The following is a 16,202-nucleotide window of genomic DNA, read 5'->3' as shown; positions in this document are numbered from 1 at the left end:
CATTCGGGCTGACCTGGGAGACCCCGCATGACCCGCACGCTACTGCTCGCCGCGCTGCTCGCCACCGCCCTGCCCGCCGCGGCCGATACCTCGCTCAGTACCGTTGCCGAACGCAGCGGCTTCATCAAGACCGGCCGCTACGACGAGGTGATCGCCCTGTGCGAGGCCTATGCCCAGCGCTACCCGGACGCGGTGCGCTGCAGCGACTTCGGCAACTCGCCCGAAGGCCGGCCGATGAAGGTGCTGATCGTGTCGCCGGCCGGCGCCTTCACTGCGCAGGCGGCCAAGGCCAAGAACCTGCCGGTGACCCTGATCCAGGGCGGCATCCACTCCGGCGAGATCGACGGCAAGGACGCCGGCTTCCTGGCCCTGCGTCAGGCCCTCGACGGCGAGGCGGCGCCGGGCGCGCTGGCCAAGCAGGTGCTGCTGTTCGTGCCGGTGTTCAACGTCGACGGCCACGAGCGCTACGCGCGCTGGAACCGACCCAACCAGCGCGGTCCGGAGGAAATGGGCTGGCGCACCACCGCCCAGAACTACAACCTCAACCGCGACTACCTCAAGGCCGACAGCGCCGAGATGCAGTCCATGCTCAAGCTGGTCGGCGAATGGGACCCGCTGGTCTACGTCGACCTGCACGTCACCGACGGCGCCAAGTTCGAACACGATGTTTCGATCCAGGTCGAACCGGTGAAATCCGGCGACCTGCCTTTGCGCAAGGCCGGCATCGCGCTGCGCGACGGCGTGATCGGGCAGCTGGCCAAGCAGGGCTCGCTGCCGCTGCCGTACTACCCCTCGTTCGTGCGCAACGACGACCCCTCCTCCGGTTTCGAGGACGCGGTCGCGCCGCCGCGCTTTTCGCACGGCTATTTCCAACTGCGCAACCGCCTGGGCATGCTGGTCGAAACCCACTCCTGGAAGGACTACCCGACCCGGGTGCGGATCACCCGCAACACCATCGTCGCCGTGCTCGAAGGCGTCGCCGCCAACGGCGCGGCCTGGCAGCGCGAAGCCGCCGCCGCCGACCAGCGCGCGGCCAAACTCGCCGGCCAGCCGGTGGCGCTGGACTACAAGGCCGGCGCCAGGACCCGCACCGTCGCCTTCCGCGGCTACGCCTACACGCGCACGCCGTCGGAGATTTCCGGCGCGCTGATGACGCGCTACGACGAGAACACCCCGCAGGTCTGGAACCTGCCGATGAAGGACGACGTCCAGCCCAGCCTGACCCTCAAGGCGCCGCGCGGCGGCTACCTGGTGCCGGCCGCGCACGCGGCCTGGGTCGCGGCCAAGCTCGACGTGCACGGCATCGCCTACCGTCGCCTCGACGGCGCCCTGCCCAAGGCCCGGGTCGAAACCTTCCGCGCCGACCAGGCCGACTTCGCCGCGCAATCGGTCGAAGGCCACCAGCGCCTGACCGCCAGCGGCGATTGGAAGCCGGAAGTCCGCAACGTCGCCGCCGGCGCCTTGTTCGTGCCGATCGCCCAGCCCAAAGCGCGCCTGGCGATGGCGCTGCTGGAACCGCAGGCGCCGGACGCGCTCGCCGCCTGGGGCGAGTTCAACAACGCCTTCGAGCGCAAGGAGTACATGGAGGACTACGTGGCCGAGGACGTCGCCCGCGAGATGCTCGCCGCCGATCCCAAGCTCAAGGCCGCGTTCGAGCAGAAGCTGAAGTCCGACCCGGCCTTCGCCAAGGACCCGCAGGCGCGGCTGGAGTTCTTCTACCGCCGCCACTCGTCCTGGGACGACAGCTACCGCCTGTACCCGGTGCTGCGCATCGGCACGGTGCCGCGTTGAGCCAGCGGGCGGCCAGCCGGCCCGCGCTGCGCCACCTCGTCGCGCGGCTGCTGACGACCGTCGCCGTGCTGGCGGCGGTCGCGGCCGCGCCGGTCCATGCCGCCGGACGCAAGGCGCATTCCTCCGGTCGCGACCCGGCAGACCGCATAGGCTCGGCAAGCATGCTCTCCGTCGTCACCCTCAACCTCTGGCACGACAAGGGCGATTGGCCGGCGCGGCAGCGCCAGATCGTCGCCGAACTGCGCCGACTGCAGCCCGACGTGATCGCGCTGCAGGAAGTGCTGCAGCACGAGAACCTGCCCAACCAGGCGCAAACCCTGGCCGACGCCCTGGGGTACCGCGCCTACTTCGTCTCGGTCGACACCGCCGACGCGCCGCGCCGCTACGGCAACGCGATCCTGAGCCGGCGCCCGCTGCTGGCGCTGGACTGGAAGCCGCTGCAGCCCGCCGACGACTACCGCACCGTCGCCCATGCCCGCATCGCCGTGGACGGACGCACGGTCAATCTCTACGCCACCCACCTGCACTACAAACCCGAAGGCGGCGCGATCCGCAAACGCCAGATCGACGACCTGCTGGCCTACATCGACGCCAGCGCCGACGGCGCGCCCAGCCTCGTCGCCGGCGACTTCAACGCGCCCGAGCACGCGCCCGAGTTCGCCCAATTCCGCCAGCGCTTCGATAACGCCTACGGCCGCCTGCACCCGGGCATCGCCGACGACGCGCGCGAGCACAGCACCCTCAACCTCAACCAGTACGCGCCGCTGCGCATCGACCATATATGGTACGAACCGGCGGCGTTCGCGGCCGAATCGGCGCAGATCCTGTTCAGCGCGCCCGACGCCGACGGCGTCTGGGCTTCCGACCACTACGGGGTGCATGCCCTGCTGCGGATGCTGCCGCCGCCGGGGCGCTGAGCGAGCGCTCGTAGGACGCTGACAGCCGCGGTTGCGCCGCGGGGCGATGGCCTCCTCGCTTTCTGTAGGAGCGGCGTAAGCCGCGACCGCGCCATCGCAACTACGACGAATGGCGCAGTGCAGCGAGGGATGCCGGTCGCGACTCACGTCGCTCCTACCCCGAAGCGGCAAGCGGTTTCGATGGCGTCGTCGCGCGCACGACGCCCTCCTCCCGATCAGCGCTCCATGTATTTCCAGTTGCGCTGCTTGCCTTCGGCCAGCCATTCCACCGTCTGCTCGACGCGCTTGAGCCGGGTCGCCTCGCGCTTGGCCTCGGTGATCCATTCCACGTACTCGCGGCGATGGCTGGGCGCGAACGCATCGAAGGCCTTGCGCGCCTTGGCGTTCTTCTTCAGCGCCGCGGCCAGGTCCGGCGGCACCTCCACCGGCGGCTTGGGCGTCGCGCTCTTGCTCGAAGACCGCTTCACGCCGGCGTCGATCAGGGCCATGGCCTGCTTCACATAGCCGGACAGCACACGCTTGCCCGGCAGATCCTTCACGCCGGTCAGGCGTCCGAACTGGCCCATGGCCTCGTCGCCCTTGCTGCCGTCCGGACCGACAATATGGGCGCCCTGCCAGAAACCGAAGCTGGCGTGCTGCTTGAACGCGGCCATGCCGCACAGGATCCGGCCGTGGTAGACGAAGCTGGGCATGCCCCACTTCACGGTCTCCTCGACCTCGGGGCAGGCGCTGCGGATCACGCCGCGCAGATGGGTGAGCAGCGGCCGGGCGAACTCCGCCGATCGGGCGATGTAGGCGTCGATGCGCGGATCGGGCTGGCCCATGACGGCCTCCGTGGCGAAGACGGCCTTATTCTGCCCCGCTCACTCCGCCAACGGCCACTGCCCCAGCACAGTGTAAGCGTTGCGGCTGCCGAGCTGGCTGTGGATCAGGGCGAAATCCGCGACCCGCCAGCGGATCGGCTCGACCGCGACCGGCGGATGCAGCGGGCCGGCGGCGTCGCGCACGATGGTCACGTGCGGCGTCAGGCCATGCCCGCCCTCCACCCGCACGCCGCGTTTGGCCAGGGCCACGCCGAGCCGCTCCCACAGCGCCTGCAATCCGGCCGGCGTGCGCTCGCAGCCCAGCCACCACGGAATCAAGCGATTGCGGAAACTGCCGGCGCGGTCCAGGCACAGGTCGAACGCGTTCGCGGCGACATCGGCCGCGGCCGCCTGCGCGGCTTGCGCGCGCTCCTCCTGGAAACGGTCGGCATCGCCGAGGAACTGCAAGGTCAGGTGATAGCGATGCGCGCCGATCAGACGGCCGCCGGCGTCGTGACGCTGACGCAGGGCCGAGGCGAGCTCGGCCATGCGTTCGCGCGTGGCCGCATCGGGCAGCAGGGCGAAGAACAAACGGTGGATATCGGCAGACGCCGCGGGCGCTGCGCCGAACAGGTTCTGTTGCATGTCCGGCAGTTTAGCGCCCGCGGCCTGCGACCGACTCAGCTCTTCGGCGCGGCAGCGGCGACCACCGGCGTTTCCGCCTCGCGCTTGCGCGTGTCCTCGATCAGCACATCGCGCGCGGCGCGGCGCAGCGACTCGGGGTCGGACTGGCGCAGATCGCCGCTGGCCGGCAGACCGAGCTTGGCCTGCACGTCGGCGATCACGCGCTTGTTCGCGTACGGATGCGGGTGATCGGGCTCATCGTCCTGGCTGCGGTAGAAGCGGTCGATCAACTTGATCCGGGTGTTGTCGGCCTTGGCCAGCTCGACCAGCTTGGCGCGGTATTCCAGCGCCCACGCCGGCATGTCGGGCCAGCGCTTCATGTCGGCGTAGTGCTGGGATTCGTGGCCGAGAAAACTGACCTGGAAGTCCTCGCCCTTCAGGTCGCCGTAGGCCGAGCGCACCGCGTACAGGCCTTCGGGCTTGGCCCAACCGGCCGCGCCGGTGGAACCGCAGGCGCTGTAGTGGGCCCAGCCGCGGCTGAGCCAGCCGTCCATCACGAACACCTTGACCGGTTGTTGTTCGCCGCCGGGCAAGGCGACGGTGTAGTCGCGCTCCTCCTGCTCGCCCCACAGGAACAGGTCGTACAGCGGCGGCGTGCGGCCCTGCAAAGGATGCAGCCCGCTGGCGCGCAATTTGACGTTGATCCGTTCGCTCAAGGCGTCGAAGGCCTCGTCGCCGTCGGCCGGCGGCTGCTCGCCGATCGCGGCGGCCAGATCGGCCTTGAGTTTGGCGTCCTCGGCGGGCCGCTGGGCCGGGTCGCGGACCGCATGCCACCAGTAGCGCTGATAGATATCGAGCACGCGCCGGGCCAGCGGATCGCTGACCTCGCCGGCCGGCGGCGGCGGCGAATTGCGCTCGTGACGATCGAGCATGCAGCTGCGGAACGCCGTGTCCTTGGCGTTGAACTGTTCGGCCGGCGCCGCCTTCAAGGCCGTCAATGCGGTCGGCACGTCGGCGCGCAGCGAGGCGCCGATCGCTTCGCTGACCGCCTTGGCGGCGAGCGGGCCGCTGGGCTCCGGCGTCGGCGCCGGGGTCTCGGCGGAACCGCCCAGCGCCCAGGCCATCAGCAGGGGCAAAGCGGTGGCGGCGGACAACAGGGAAAGTTTCATCGCGAAGACTCCAAAGGCGCGGGGGGCGCGTTGGAGCCATTAGGCCGCGATGGCGGCGTGCCGGTCTTGTACGTACTTGATCTGCAGCCGCAGCCGCGCCGGCGTGCAGCCGGCATGGGCGACGACGATCCGGTGCAGATGGCTCTGATCGGCGAAACCCGCCGCCGCGGCCACCTCGGCCAGTGGCAGCGCGCCGCCGAGCAACTGCAGGGCGCGACGCCAGCGCGCCTCGCGGCGCAAGGCGCGCGGCGACATGCCATAGCTGCGGCTCAAAGCGCGGCTGGCGTGCTCGGCCGAGACGCCGAGCCCGCGCGCGAGCACGGCGATGTCGTGTTCGGACTCGGCCATGGTGCGCAGCAGCTCGCCCTGCCAGTCGGGCAGTTCGACGGCGGCTTGCGGCCGGGCGCAGGCCAGCAGTTCCGACAGGCGCTGCGGGCAACGTTCGAACACCTCGGCCGCCTCGCGCAGGTCGTGCACCTGCCAGGCGCTGGCGGCGAATTCGAAGCTTCCTGGCGCGAGTTCGATATTGATCGCGCTCGCGCCGAGTCCGCCGAAGCGGTCGCCGTGGGCGTGATACGCCGGATGCAGGACCAAGGTGCCGGGTCGGCACGGCAGCGGGCCGTCGATGCTGGATTCGGTGTAGTCGCCGTCCAGCACCAGGGCGGCGTAAGGCGCGCTATGGCGATGCGTCGCCAGGGTCGCTCCGCGCTCGTGGCGGGTGCGGTAGGCCGCGCCGGCAGGATTCACTCGCTCGGCTCCGAGGGTGTGCGTTGCGTGTTTTCGGTTTGGGAACCGCTGCGCTGCGAACCGGCGCGCTCGCCGCCGGAAGCACCGGCACCAGCACCGGCTGCGCCCCAGCGGTTACCCGGCTTGCGCAGGTAATCGGCCAGACCGAGCAGTTGCAGCCCCTGGACCTTGTCGACCACCGGCGCGAATTTGCTCAGATCGTCCGGCGTGTAGCCGCCGGCGCGATAGCTCAGGGTGATGCGGGTGCCGCCGCCGTCGGCCGGCGCCAGGCGGAATTCCATCGCGCCGCTCAGTCCCATGCCCTGCAGCGGGCCCAGCCCGCCGAGCAGGCGCAGGGTCTTGCCGGGATCGACGAAGGCCACAGTCATGTGCAGCGCCTGCCGCTGGCCGTCGAGATTGGCTTCGCAGAAGCAGCCGCCGGCACGCGGCTCGATCGAGAGCCTGGATTGCGCGCCCCACCAGGTGTGGTCCTTCGGCCACCAGCGATCGACGTCGCCGACCAGCGCCTTCCAGGCCGTCGCCTGATCGACCGGCACGACCTGCTCGTTCTCGATGCTGAAACCATTCGCGGCGACATCCTTGACCGCGGCCGAGGCCGCAGCGCTGGTCCCCAGCAGCAGCGCCGCCGCGCATGCTATTGCGATCCGATCCATAGCCGCCATCCTCTCGCCGAGCCCGCGCCGGGCCGATGCGGCGATTAGGAACCGGCGCCGTGCCGGCGCGCAAGCGACGGAAGTCGGGGGTGCCGCATCGGTGGACGTCTGTGGGAGCGGCGTAAGCCGCGATAACGCAGTCGCCCGTCGCTGTGCCCGCCCGGGAAAATCGCGATGACGGCGACGCGACGCTGACTGCGAACGAAACCGACGCGGTGAGTCGGGATGCGCGTCGCGGCTTACGCCGCTCCTACCCCAAGGCCGCTCAACCTTCGAGCAGATCGACCGCTTTGGGGTAGGAGCGGCGTAAGCCGCGATTGCGTAACACCGATCGCGGTGCCATCCAGAGCAAACCGCGACCCAGCACCCTCACCTACCGCCGAGCCCGCTCAGCCCTCGAGCTCGCTCCAACGGCCATAGGCACGGTCGAGTTCGGCCTGGGTCTTGGCGAGTTCGGCGTTGTGCGCCGCCATCGCCGCGGCATCGCGCTGGTAGAACGCGGGCTCGTTCATCTGCGCGGTCAATGCAGCGACGCGTGTTTCCAGGGTTTCGATCAGCGCCGGCAGTTGCTCCAGCTCACGCGCTTCCTTGTAGCTGAGCTTGCGCTTGGCCACCACCGGCGCGACGGCTTCGGCCTTGGCCGGCTCGGCCTTGCTCGCACCCGCAGCGGCCGCGCCCGGCTTGCCCGCGCCGACCGACGCCAGCGGACGCTGGCGCAGCCAGTCGGTATAGCCGCCGACGTATTCGCCGACCCGCCCCTCGCCTTCCATCACCAGGGTCGAGGTCACCACGTTGTCGAGGAAGTCGCGGTCGTGGCTGACCAGCAGCAAGGTGCCCGGGTAATCGCCGAGCAGTTCTTCCAGCAGCTCCAGCGTCTCCACGTCGAGGTCGTTGGTCGGTTCGTCCATCACCAGCAGGTTGGACGGCTGCGCGAACAGCTTGGCCAGCAGCAGGCGATTGCGCTCGCCGCCGGACAAGCGCGTGATCGGCGCGCGCGCACGTTCGGGCGTGAACAGGAAGTCCTGCAGGTAGCCGATCACGTGCTTGCTCTTGCCGCCGACCTCGACGAACTCGCGGCCCTCGGCGACGTTCTCGATCGCGTTCCAGTCCTCGCGCAAGGTCGCGCGGTACTGGTCGAAATAGGCGATCTGCAGCTTGCTGCCTTCGCGCACTTCGCCGGACTTGGGCTGCAGCTCGCCGAGCAGGATCTTGAGCAAGGTGGTCTTGCCGCTGCCGTTGGGTCCGATCAGGCCGATCCGGTCGCCGCGGAAGATCGTGGTCGAGACGTCGCGCAACAGCGGCTTGCCGCCGAAATCGAACGACACCGACTTGGTTTCGACGACCTTGCGGCCGGAGGCTTCGTTCTGGGCGAAATCCATGCGCACGTTGCCGACGGTGTCGCGCCGGGCCTGGCGCTCGACCCGCATCGCCTTGAGCCGGCGCACGCGGCCTTCGTCGCGGGTGCGGCGGGCCTTGATGCCCTGGCGAATCCAGACTTCTTCCTGCGCCAGCAACTTGTCGAACCGGGCGCTCTCCTGGGCCTCGGCGTTCAGGCGCTCCTCGCGGCGACGCACGTAGTTCTCCCAATCGCCGGGCCAGCTGGTGACCTGGCCGCGATCGATCTCGACGATCCGGGTCGCCAGCGCGCGCAGGAAGCGGCGGTCGTGGGTCACGAACACCAGCGCGCTCTGCCAAGACTTGAGGAACTGTTCGAGCCAGTCGATGGCTTCGATGTCGAGGTGGTTGGTCGGCTCGTCCAGCAGCAGCAGGTCCGGTGCCGACACCAGCGCGCGCGCCAGCAGCACGCGCCGCTTCATGCCGCCGGACAGGCCGGAGAATTCGACCTCGCCGTCCAGGTCGAGCCGGGTCAGGGTCTCGGTGACGCGCTGATCCAGGCCCCAGCCCTGCGCGGCCTCGATCTTGGTCTGCACGTTGGCGACCGCATCGGCGTCGTAGGTGTCGGCGTGGGTCAGGTGGTGGTATTCGGCCAGCCAGTGGCCGAGTTCGCCCAGGCCGTCGGCGACCACGTCGAAGACGGTGCCGTTGGCGCCGGGCGGGACTTCCTGTTCGAGCCGGGCGATGCGGGTATTGCCGTCGCGGCGTCCGCCGTCGACCAGGATGCGGCCGTCGTCGGGCTGGATTTCCCCGGCGAGCAATTTCATGAGCGTGGACTTGCCCGCGCCGTTGCGACCGATCAGGGCGATGCGCTCGCCCGGTTCGATGGACAGTTCGACGTTTTCGAGCAGGAGCGGGCCGCCGACGCTGTAGTCGACGTTCTGAACGGTGATCAAAGGCATCCGACCATTGTAGCCGGCGCACGCCCCTGGGCGCCGTCCGGACGCGCACCGGACGCCGGCGCGGCGCATACTGCGGCCTAGCCGCCGGCATCGGGCCGCGGCCACCGCCACCGAATCGAGGAGCCTGCCATGAGCAAGGGCTTGGACCGCAAGAAGGAAACCAAGAAGAAACCGACCAAGACGATCAAGGAAAAGCGCGCCGAAAAGAACGAAAAGAAGGCCACCAAGGGCTTCGCGCCGACCTGATCGGGTCGATCCGATCCGTCGCCACCCGCGCCCGCGCGTTCGCGCGGGCCGCGTACCGGGCCCGCCCGCCTACACCGGCACGCCGCCCACTTCCTCGAACAAGGCCACCAGTTTGGGCCGCTGCAGCAGCCGGCCGGTGTACGCCTGCAAGCTCTCCGGCAGCGCCACGCCGCTGAGCCGTCCCCAGATCAGGGTGCCGCCGATCATCACATCGGCCGCGGTGAAGCGTTCGCCGAACAGGAAGGGGCCATGCCCGAGCTGGCCCTCCACGAACGCCAGCTCCTGCGCGACCGTGCCCCAGCCCACTTCGACCGGCACGGTCTTGCGCTTGAAGATCCAGTCCGAGATCGACGGATCCAGCGCCGCGCTGGCGTGCACCATCAGGGCCAGGTAACGCGGCCGTTCCGGCTCGTCGCCGGCCAGGGCGAGGCGGCCGGTCGAATAGCGGTCGCCCAGGTACAGGCAGATCGCGGCCGTCTCGTTCATGACCTGGCCGTTGATCTCCAGCGACGGAGTCTTGCCCAGCGGATTGATCTTCAGATACGCCGGCTGCTTGTGTTCGCCCTGCTCGCGGTCCAGGCGCACCAGCTCGTAGGGCTGTTCGAGTTCTTCCAGCAGCCAGCGCGGCAGCCAGGAACGTCCGGGAATGAAGTACAGGCGCAGCATCGCCGCGGCTCAGCGATGGCCCAGGTGCAGGGTTTCGTGCTCGGACAGGTCGGTCGGGTCGTTGCTGACCGCACTGATCAGGAAATTCAGCGCATTGCCGACCAGGGTGCCCGGCCCGTCCCAGTATTCGGCGGTGTCGACCGCGACCCGGATCAGGCGCAGTTGCGGGTCGTCCTTGCCGCCGGGGAAGAACAGCTTCATCGCCGGCGACCATATCTCGTCGATCTTGGCGCGGTCGTCGACCAGGCTGGCGGTGCCGGACACCGAGACGTAGACGTTCTTGCCGCGCGAGGCGTAGGCGACATTGACCCGCGGATCGTCGGCGATCTCGCGCGCCTTGGCGCTGTCGGCGGCGGTCGCGAACCACAGGTCGCCGTCGAACTCGACCTGCTGCGTGCCCAGCGGACGGCTCACCAGGCGGCCGTCGGCGGCGTGGGTGGTGAACATCGCGATCTCGACGTCCTCGATCAGGGCGGCGAGCTTGCGCACCGCGGCATTGCGCTCGGTCATGACGGTCTCCTGCGGCGACGCGACGCATCGCCGTGTCCGCATCAGACCGCGGCGGCGGCTAAGGCCGGGTGAAAAAACCGTAGCCGGCGTCGCTAGGCGCCTGTGGCGCGACGTGGCACGATCGCGCCGATGAACAGCCGACCCGCCGCGGAGCAGCACCTGCGCGACCTCGCACGCCTGCGCCGCGTCCGCGACCGGATCGACCGCGAGTACGCGCAGCCGCTCGATGTCGAGGCATTGGCCCAGGGCGTGCACATGTCGGCCGGGCACCTCAGCCGCCAGTTCAAGCTGGCCTACGGCGAGTCGGTCTACGCTTACCTGATGACGCGGCGCATCGAACGGGCGATGGCGCTGCTGCGTTGCGGCGAGCTCAGCGTGACCCAGGTCTGCTTCGCCGTCGGCTGCTCGTCGCTGGGCACCTTCAGCACCCGTTTCACCGAACTGGTCGGGGTATCGCCCAGCGTCTACCGGCGCGAGCAGACGCTGGCGACGCAGGGCATGCCGGCCTGCATCGCCAAACAAGTGACGCGACCGGTCAGGAATCGAGAAGCATCGGCCCCCGAACCCGACCTAGCATGAGGTCTCACCCACCACCTCAGTGACGACACCATGGACCTGCGCATTCACGCCAGCTTTCTTCCCCACTCCGATCCGGAGGCCGCGCTGGCCTTCTACCGCGACACCCTCGGCTTCGAGGTCCGCAAGGACGTCGGCTACAAGGGCCTGCGCTGGATCACGGTCGGCCCGAGCGGCCAGCCCGGCACCTCCATCGTGCTGCACCCGCCGACCGCGACCCCCGGCATCACCGACGAGGAGCGTCGCGTGATCGCGGAGATGATGGCCAAGGGCACCTACGCCATCATCACCCTGGCCACGCCCGATCTGGACGCCACCTTCGCGCGCCTGCAGGCCGGCGGCACCGAGATCGTGCAGGAACCGACCGACCAGCCCTACGGCGTGCGCGACTGCGCCGTGCGCGACCCGTCCGGCAACCTGATCCGGATCAACCAGCTCGCCTGAGCCATTCCACCGAGCCGTACGGCGGCCGCGATCGCGGCCGCCGCAGGCGCCGCTCGCCGGCGGACGCCTACGAACTGCACGACAGCATCGAGCAACCGGCGCGGTCGCGCGCCCACTCGGGGCGGCGCTGCGCATAGGCCTCGCGCCCCGGCTGGTCGTCGTAGGGCCGGCGCATCACGTCCAACAGTTCGTGCACGCCGTCCAGGTCGCCCTGCTCGGCGCGGTCGATGGTCTGCTGGGCCAGGTAGTTGCGCAGCACGTAGCGCGGGTTGGCCGCCCGCATGCGCGCGCTGCGCTCGCCCGCGGGCCATGCGTCGGCGGCGATGCGGGCGCGGTAGCGCAGCAGCCAGGCCAGCAGCGCGGGTTCGTGCTCGGCGCGGCGTTCGGGGCTGTAGAACGCCTGCGCGAACGGCTGCAACGAAGGCTCGGACGACGCTAGGTCGAGATCCGACAGGGCGCGGAACCACAGCGTCATGTCGATCTCGGCCGCGCGCATCAGCTCGCGCAGCGCGTCCATCAGCGCCAGATCCTCGTCGCCGCAGTCGCGCAGGCCGAGCTTGCGCGCGACGACATCGCGCTCGGCCGCGTTCCAGGCTGCGACGTAACGGCGCAGGCCGTCCTGCAGCGGCGCCACGTCGGCGAACAGCGGCGACAGCGCGCCGGCCAGGCGCGACAGGTTCCAGTACGCGACCTGCGGCTGCGCCCCGAAGCGGTAGCGGCGTCCGCCGGCGTCGGTGGTGTTCGGGGTCCAGTCCGGATCGTAGTCGTCGATCCAGCCGTAGGGGCCGTAGTCGATGGTCAGGCCGAGGATGGACAGGTTGTCGGTGTTCATCACCCCGTGCACGAAGCCGACCCGCATCCAATGCGCCATCGTGATCGCGGTGCGCTCGCAGACTTCGGCGAACCAGGCCGCGTACAGGGCTTCGCCGGCGCCGGACAGGTGCGGGAAGTCGCGGCGGATGCAGAATTCTGTCAGGCGCCGCAGCAGGTCGGTCTCGCCGCGCGAGGCCGGCAGTTCGAAATGGCCGAAGCGCAGGAACGAGGGCGCGACCCGGCACACGATCGCGCCGGGTTCGGCCTTGGGGTGGCCGTCGTAGAACATGTCGCGGACCACCTCCTCGCCGGTGCCGACCAGGCTCAGCGCGCGCGTGGTCGGCACGCCCAGGTGGTGCATGGCCTCGCTGCACAGGAACTCGCGCACCGACGAGCGCAGCACCGCGCGACCGTCGGCGGTGCGCGAGTACGGGGTCGGGCCGGCGCCCTTGAGCTGCAGCTCCCAGCGCTCGCCGGCGGCGTTGACGACTTCGCCCAGGCCGATCGCGCGGCCGTCGCCGAGCTGCCCGGCCCAATGCCCGAACTGGTGGCCGCCGTAGTTGGACGCGAACGGCTGCATGCCAGGCAGCAGCGCATTGCCGCCGAACACCCGGGCGAACTCGGGCGAGCGCACGGCGGCCTCGTCCAGGCCCAGGCGCGCCGCCATCTCGGCCGAGTACGCGAGCAGGCGCGGCGCCGCCACCGGCGTCGGCTGCACCCACGAGTACAGCGCGCCGGCGACCTGGCGCACGCCCGGGCCCGGCTCGGGATCACCGGGCAGGTCGCGCACGAAGGCGTTGTCGAAGTCGAAACCGAACATCTCAGCCGAGCACGTCGAAGGGACCGCCGCGCTCCAGTGCGCGCTGGTAGGCGGGGCGCGCGTGGATGCGCTCAAGGAAGGCGCGCATGCGCGGACGGCCGCCGCCGCCGCGCGCGACCGCGGCCTCGACCGGGAAGCTCATCTGGATGTCGGCGATGCCGAAGCGCTCGCCCGCGAACCAGGGGTGGCGGCCCAGTTCGGCCTCGATGTAGTCCAGGTGCAGTTTCAGCTGCGGGCCGACGAAAGCCGCCATCGTCTTGTCGGCGATGCCGCGCGCCACCGGCTTGGCGAAGAACGGCATCGGCGCGCGCTTGATCCGCGCGAACACCAGGCTCAGCAGCAAGGGCGGCATCGCCGAACCCTCAGCGTAGTGCAGCCAGTAGCGGCAGCGCAGCCGCTCCGGCGCGTCGGCCGGCAGCGGCGGCGGCGAGAACCGGTGTTCGCCGTCGTAGCGCTCGGCCAGGTATTCCAGGATCGCGGCCGACTCGGCCAGCACCCGGCCCTCGTCCTCCAGCACCGGCGACTTGCCCAGCGGATGCACCTGGCGCAGCTCCGGCGGCGCCAGCATGGTCTGGGCGTCGCGCTGGTAGCGCACGACTTCGTACGGCAGTTCCAGCTCCTCCAGCAGCCACAGCACGCGCTGGGAACGGGAGTTGTTCAGGTGGTGAACGCGGATCATGGGCGGCTACGCGGTGGGGTCGGCCCCCATGGTAACGGTGCCGGCGCGCCCGGGATTCGGCCCGAAGGCCGCGCATGGCCTAGACTGGCGGCATTCCCCATCGAGAACGCCATTCATGGCCAAGCCCAACTACTCGTTCGAAAAGCGCCAGCGCGAGATCGCCAAGAAGAAGAAGCAGGACGAAAAGGCGGCCAAGAAGGCCGCAGCCAAGGATTCGGGCACGGCGTCCGACAGCAGCGGCACCCCGCCGCGCGACGGCGAACGCGGCAACGGCTGAGCCGCGCAGCGCCCAGGCGGCCGCTGGCGCCCGACCCGGCGCCGCCGCTGCCGGCGCGCGGACCCTGCGTCCGCCCCGACACCCCGGGCCAGGCCATCGCGGCCGTGCCCTGAACTCGCCGCCATGACCGACACGCCCACCCCTGCCCCGCAGATCTGGGTCGACGCCGACGCCTGCCCCGGCGTGATCCGCGAGATCCTGTTCCGCGCCGCCGAACGCGCGCGCGTCCAGGTGACCCTGGTCGCCAACCAATGGCTGCGCACGCCCGGTTCGCGCTACGTGCGCGCGATCCAGGTCCCGTCCGGGCTGGACGTGGCCGACACCGAGATCGTGCAGCGGGTCGCGCCCGGCGACCTGGTGGTCACCCAGGACATTCCGCTGGCGGCGCTGGTGCTGGAAAAGCGCGCGGTCGCGCTGAACCCGCGCGGCGACCTCTACACCGCCGACAACATCGCCCAGCGCCTGTCGATGCGTAACTTCATGGACGAGCTGCGCGGCGCCGGGGTCCAGACCGGCGGCCCGCCGGTGTTCCACGCGCGCGACCGCCAGGCCTTCGCCAACCAGCTCGACCGCTGGATCGCGCAGCGGCCGCGCTGAGCGACCCGGCGAGCGCCGCCGCGCCGTAACGCACACGGCGGGCTCGCCGCCGCGACACCGCCACGCCAGGCAAACACCGAGCCGCCCGACGCGCCCGCGGCGCCGGGTATGCTCGGGGCTTCGTGCCCAGCCGACCCGACCCGATGAGCCCCAGCGCGCGCCGCCGTCCCTTGTCCCGCCTCTCCTGGTGCATGCCGGCCGCGCTCGCCTGCGCCGTCCTGGCCTGCCTGCCGCTGGCCGCCGCCGCGCAAACGTCCGCGCAGGCATCCACGAAAAACGCCGACTGGACCCTGGTCCACGCCGGCCATCTGCTCGACCGTCCCGGCCAGGCCCCGCGCGGCGCCAGCACCCTGCTGCTGCGCGCCGGCCGGGTCGAAGCGGTGCGCGACGGTTACCAGGACGCCGCCGCGTTCGCCGGCGTGCCCGCGGACGCGCAGGTGGTCAACCTGCGCGACCGCTACGTGCTGCCGGGCCTGATCGACTGCCACGTGCACCTGGTCTCGGACAAGGCCGGCGTCGAAGGCCAGCTCGACAGCGTCGCCGGCAGCGTCGCCGACCACGCCTACGAGGCCGCGGTGAACGCGCGCAAGACCCTGCATGCCGGCTTCACCACCGTGCGCAACCTCGGCGACGACGACGGCGTAACCCTGGCCCTGCGCGACGCGGTCGCGGCCGGCAAACTGCCCGGTCCGCGCATCCTCGACGCCGGCTCGGCGATCTCCACCACCGCCGGCCACATGGACCCGACCCTGGGTTTCCGCGAGGAACTGCACGCCGCGCTCGACGTGCACGGCAACACCTGCGACGGCGCCGACGACTGCCGGCGCGCGGTGCGGCGCCAGGTCGCGCGCGGCGTCGACGTGATCAAGATAGCCACCACCGGCGGCGTCAACAGCCGCATCGGCGCCGGCCTGGGCCAGCAGATGTTCGACGACGAGGCGCGCGCCATCGTCGAGACCGCGCACCTGTACCGCAAGAAGGTCGCCGTCCACGCGCACGGCGCCGACGGCATCGCGGTGGCGCTGCGCGCCGGCGCCGATTCGATCGAGCACGGCACCCTGCTCGACCGCGAGGACATCGCCCTGTTCCGCAAGACCGGCGCCTACTACGTCCCGACCTTGTCGACGGTCAACGGCTACAAGGAACGCCTGGCCCGCAACCCCGACGCCTACACCGGCGAGGTCCGGACCAAGATCGAATGGCGCATCGGCATCACCGGCAAAACCCTGGAAGCGGCGGTGCCGGCGGGCGTCAAGATCGCCTTCGGCACCGACGCCGGGGTCAGCCTGCACGGCCGCAACGCCGACGAGTTCGAACTGATGGTCGCCCATGGCATGACCGCGCCGCAGGCGATCCAGGCCGCGACCGTCAACGCCGCCGACCTGCTCGGCCTGTCCGACCAGGTCGGCAGCCTGGAACCGGGCAAACGCGCCGACCTGATCGCGGTCGCCGGCGACCCGCTGCAGGACGTGAGCGTGCTCAAGCGGGTCGAGTTCGTGATGAAGGACGGGCGGGTCGAAAAGGACGCGCGGGCGCGCTGAAGCCGGCGGCCCCGGGGATCTTCCTCCTGCTG

The 16,202-nt window shown here is 70.5% G+C and carries 17 protein-coding genes; 7 read left to right on the top strand and 10 right to left on the bottom strand.

Going from position 1 to position 16,202, the window contains the following annotated elements; translation table 11 throughout:
• Window positions 1–27: 27 nt before the first annotated feature.
• The gene (locus ASD78_RS13045) at window positions 28–1,791 is read left to right on the top strand and encodes a M14 family metallopeptidase (protein WP_056102075.1); all 1,764 of its coding nucleotides are present in this window, start codon (window positions 28–30) and stop codon (window positions 1,789–1,791) included.
• Entirely contained in the window at window positions 1,788–2,708 is a 921-nt protein-coding gene (locus ASD78_RS13040; protein WP_056102072.1) for an endonuclease/exonuclease/phosphatase family protein, read from the top strand. Before ASD78_RS13045 ends, ASD78_RS13040 begins: the two co-directional genes overlap by 4 nt.
• A 215-nt stretch (window positions 2,709–2,923) precedes the next feature.
• Here ASD78_RS13040 and ASD78_RS13035 read toward each other — a convergent pair whose 3' ends face one another.
• From ASD78_RS13035 to ASD78_RS13000, 8 genes are all read right to left on the bottom strand, one after another.
• A complete protein-coding gene (locus ASD78_RS13035) occupies window positions 2,924–3,532 on the bottom strand; it encodes a YdeI/OmpD-associated family protein (protein WP_056102069.1) in 609 nt (202 codons plus the stop codon).
• A 39-nt stretch (window positions 3,533–3,571) separates the two neighbouring features.
• The gene (gene thpR, locus ASD78_RS13030) at window positions 3,572–4,156 is read right to left on the bottom strand and encodes an RNA 2',3'-cyclic phosphodiesterase (RefSeq protein WP_056102066.1); all 585 of its coding nucleotides are present in this window, start codon (window positions 4,154–4,156) and stop codon (window positions 3,572–3,574) included.
• A gap of 35 nt (window positions 4,157–4,191) precedes the next feature.
• Complete coding sequence (locus ASD78_RS13025) at window positions 4,192–5,304, bottom strand: hypothetical protein (protein WP_056102063.1); 1,113 nt, start codon at window positions 5,302–5,304, stop codon at window positions 4,192–4,194.
• A gap of 39 nt (window positions 5,305–5,343) precedes the next feature.
• Window positions 5,344–6,051, bottom strand: a complete 708-nt coding sequence (locus tag ASD78_RS13020; RefSeq protein ID WP_055906149.1) for a helix-turn-helix domain-containing protein — start codon at window positions 6,049–6,051, stop codon at window positions 5,344–5,346.
• Entirely contained in the window at window positions 6,048–6,704 is a 657-nt protein-coding gene (locus ASD78_RS13015) for an SRPBCC domain-containing protein (protein ID WP_200944196.1), read from the bottom strand. Before ASD78_RS13015 ends, ASD78_RS13020 begins: the two co-directional genes overlap by 4 nt.
• 389 nt (window positions 6,705–7,093) lie before the next feature.
• Window positions 7,094–9,001, bottom strand: coding sequence for an ATP-binding cassette domain-containing protein (locus ASD78_RS13010; RefSeq protein ID WP_056102060.1), 1,908 nt, complete (start codon window positions 8,999–9,001; stop codon window positions 7,094–7,096).
• Window positions 9,002–9,316: 315 nt separating this feature from the next.
• Window positions 9,317–9,913 (bottom strand): glutathione S-transferase family protein, encoded by a 597-nt coding sequence (locus ASD78_RS13005; RefSeq protein WP_055906144.1) that lies wholly within the window; start codon window positions 9,911–9,913, stop codon window positions 9,317–9,319.
• A 9-nt stretch (window positions 9,914–9,922) separates the two neighbouring features.
• The gene (locus ASD78_RS13000; protein ID WP_056102058.1) at window positions 9,923–10,423 is read right to left on the bottom strand and encodes a pyridoxamine 5'-phosphate oxidase family protein; all 501 of its coding nucleotides are present in this window, start codon (window positions 10,421–10,423) and stop codon (window positions 9,923–9,925) included.
• Between the two features lie 129 nt (window positions 10,424–10,552).
• Here ASD78_RS13000 and ASD78_RS12995 point away from each other — a divergent pair, with 129 nt between their 5' ends.
• Together ASD78_RS12995 and ASD78_RS12990 are read left to right on the top strand one after the other, a co-directional pair.
• Complete coding sequence (locus ASD78_RS12995; RefSeq protein ID WP_055906137.1) at window positions 10,553–11,002, top strand: helix-turn-helix transcriptional regulator; 450 nt, start codon at window positions 10,553–10,555, stop codon at window positions 11,000–11,002.
• 30 nt (window positions 11,003–11,032) lie between these two features.
• Window positions 11,033–11,443 (top strand): VOC family protein, encoded by a 411-nt coding sequence (locus ASD78_RS12990; RefSeq protein WP_055906134.1) that lies wholly within the window; start codon window positions 11,033–11,035, stop codon window positions 11,441–11,443.
• A 67-nt stretch (window positions 11,444–11,510) separates the two neighbouring features.
• On the opposite strand, the gene ASD78_RS12985 is transcribed toward ASD78_RS12990, so the two are convergent.
• Both ASD78_RS12985 and ASD78_RS12980 read right to left on the bottom strand, forming a co-directional pair.
• A complete protein-coding gene (locus ASD78_RS12985) occupies window positions 11,511–13,076 on the bottom strand; it encodes a YdiU family protein (protein ID WP_056102055.1) in 1,566 nt (521 codons plus the stop codon).
• A 1-nt stretch (window position 13,077) separates the two neighbouring features.
• Window positions 13,078–13,755 (bottom strand): glutathione S-transferase, encoded by a 678-nt coding sequence (locus ASD78_RS12980; protein WP_056102052.1) that lies wholly within the window; start codon window positions 13,753–13,755, stop codon window positions 13,078–13,080.
• 115 nt (window positions 13,756–13,870) lie between these two features.
• Here ASD78_RS12980 and ASD78_RS21230 point away from each other — a divergent pair, with 115 nt between their 5' ends.
• The 3 genes from ASD78_RS21230 to ASD78_RS12970 all read left to right on the top strand — a co-directional run bounded on the left by ASD78_RS21230 (window position 13,871) and on the right by ASD78_RS12970 (window position 16,170).
• On the top strand, window positions 13,871–14,032 hold the full coding sequence (locus tag ASD78_RS21230) for a hypothetical protein (protein WP_200944194.1): 162 nt from the start codon (window positions 13,871–13,873) through the stop codon (window positions 14,030–14,032).
• A 123-nt stretch (window positions 14,033–14,155) separates the two neighbouring features.
• On the top strand, window positions 14,156–14,629 hold the full coding sequence (locus tag ASD78_RS12975) for a YaiI/YqxD family protein (RefSeq protein ID WP_055906125.1): 474 nt from the start codon (window positions 14,156–14,158) through the stop codon (window positions 14,627–14,629).
• 170 nt (window positions 14,630–14,799) lie between these two features.
• Window positions 14,800–16,170: an amidohydrolase family protein gene (locus ASD78_RS12970; protein WP_235566498.1), complete on the top strand. Its 1,371-nt coding sequence runs from the start codon at window positions 14,800–14,802 to the stop codon at window positions 16,168–16,170.
• Window positions 16,171–16,202 lie beyond the last annotated feature (32 nt).

Origin of the sequence: Lysobacter sp. Root667 (assembly GCF_001427715.1) — a bacterium.
In the GTDB taxonomy this organism is placed as follows: Bacteria; Pseudomonadota; Gammaproteobacteria; order Xanthomonadales; family Xanthomonadaceae; genus Lysobacter.
This window is presented reverse-complemented; position numbering and strand designations above follow the sequence as displayed.

What these genes read in the sequence shown, in the direction of transcription:
- ASD78_RS12990 (WP_055906134.1), top strand. Translation starts at nt 11,033, where the DNA reads ATGGACCTGCGCATTCACGCCAGCTTTCTTCCCCACTCCGATCCGGAG.
- ASD78_RS13025 (WP_056102063.1), bottom strand. Translation starts at nt 5,304, where the DNA reads ATGAAACTTTCCCTGTTGTCCGCCGCCACCGCTTTGCCCCTGCTGATG.
- ASD78_RS12980 (WP_056102052.1), bottom strand. Translation starts at nt 13,755, where the DNA reads ATGATCCGCGTTCACCACCTGAACAACTCCCGTTCCCAGCGCGTGCTG.
- ASD78_RS21230 (WP_200944194.1), top strand. Translation starts at nt 13,871, where the DNA reads ATGGCCAAGCCCAACTACTCGTTCGAAAAGCGCCAGCGCGAGATCGCC.
- ASD78_RS13000 (WP_056102058.1), bottom strand. Translation starts at nt 10,423, where the DNA reads ATGACCGAGCGCAATGCCGCGGTGCGCAAGCTCGCCGCCCTGATCGAG.
- ASD78_RS13010 (WP_056102060.1), bottom strand. Translation starts at nt 9,001, where the DNA reads ATGCCTTTGATCACCGTTCAGAACGTCGACTACAGCGTCGGCGGCCCG.
- ASD78_RS12975 (WP_055906125.1), top strand. Translation starts at nt 14,156, where the DNA reads ATGACCGACACGCCCACCCCTGCCCCGCAGATCTGGGTCGACGCCGAC.
- ASD78_RS13045 (WP_056102075.1), top strand. Translation starts at nt 28, where the DNA reads ATGACCCGCACGCTACTGCTCGCCGCGCTGCTCGCCACCGCCCTGCCC.
- ASD78_RS13035 (WP_056102069.1), bottom strand. Translation starts at nt 3,532, where the DNA reads ATGGGCCAGCCCGATCCGCGCATCGACGCCTACATCGCCCGATCGGCG.
- ASD78_RS12985 (WP_056102055.1), bottom strand. Translation starts at nt 13,076, where the DNA reads ATGTTCGGTTTCGACTTCGACAACGCCTTCGTGCGCGACCTGCCCGGT.
- ASD78_RS13015 (WP_200944196.1), bottom strand. Translation starts at nt 6,704, where the DNA reads ATGGATCGGATCGCAATAGCATGCGCGGCGGCGCTGCTGCTGGGGACC.
- ASD78_RS13005 (WP_055906144.1), bottom strand. Translation starts at nt 9,913, where the DNA reads ATGCTGCGCCTGTACTTCATTCCCGGACGTTCCTGGCTGCCGCGCTGG.
- ASD78_RS12995 (WP_055906137.1), top strand. Translation starts at nt 10,553, where the DNA reads ATGAACAGCCGACCCGCCGCGGAGCAGCACCTGCGCGACCTCGCACGC.
- thpR (WP_056102066.1), bottom strand. Translation starts at nt 4,156, where the DNA reads ATGCAACAGAACCTGTTCGGCGCAGCGCCCGCGGCGTCTGCCGATATC.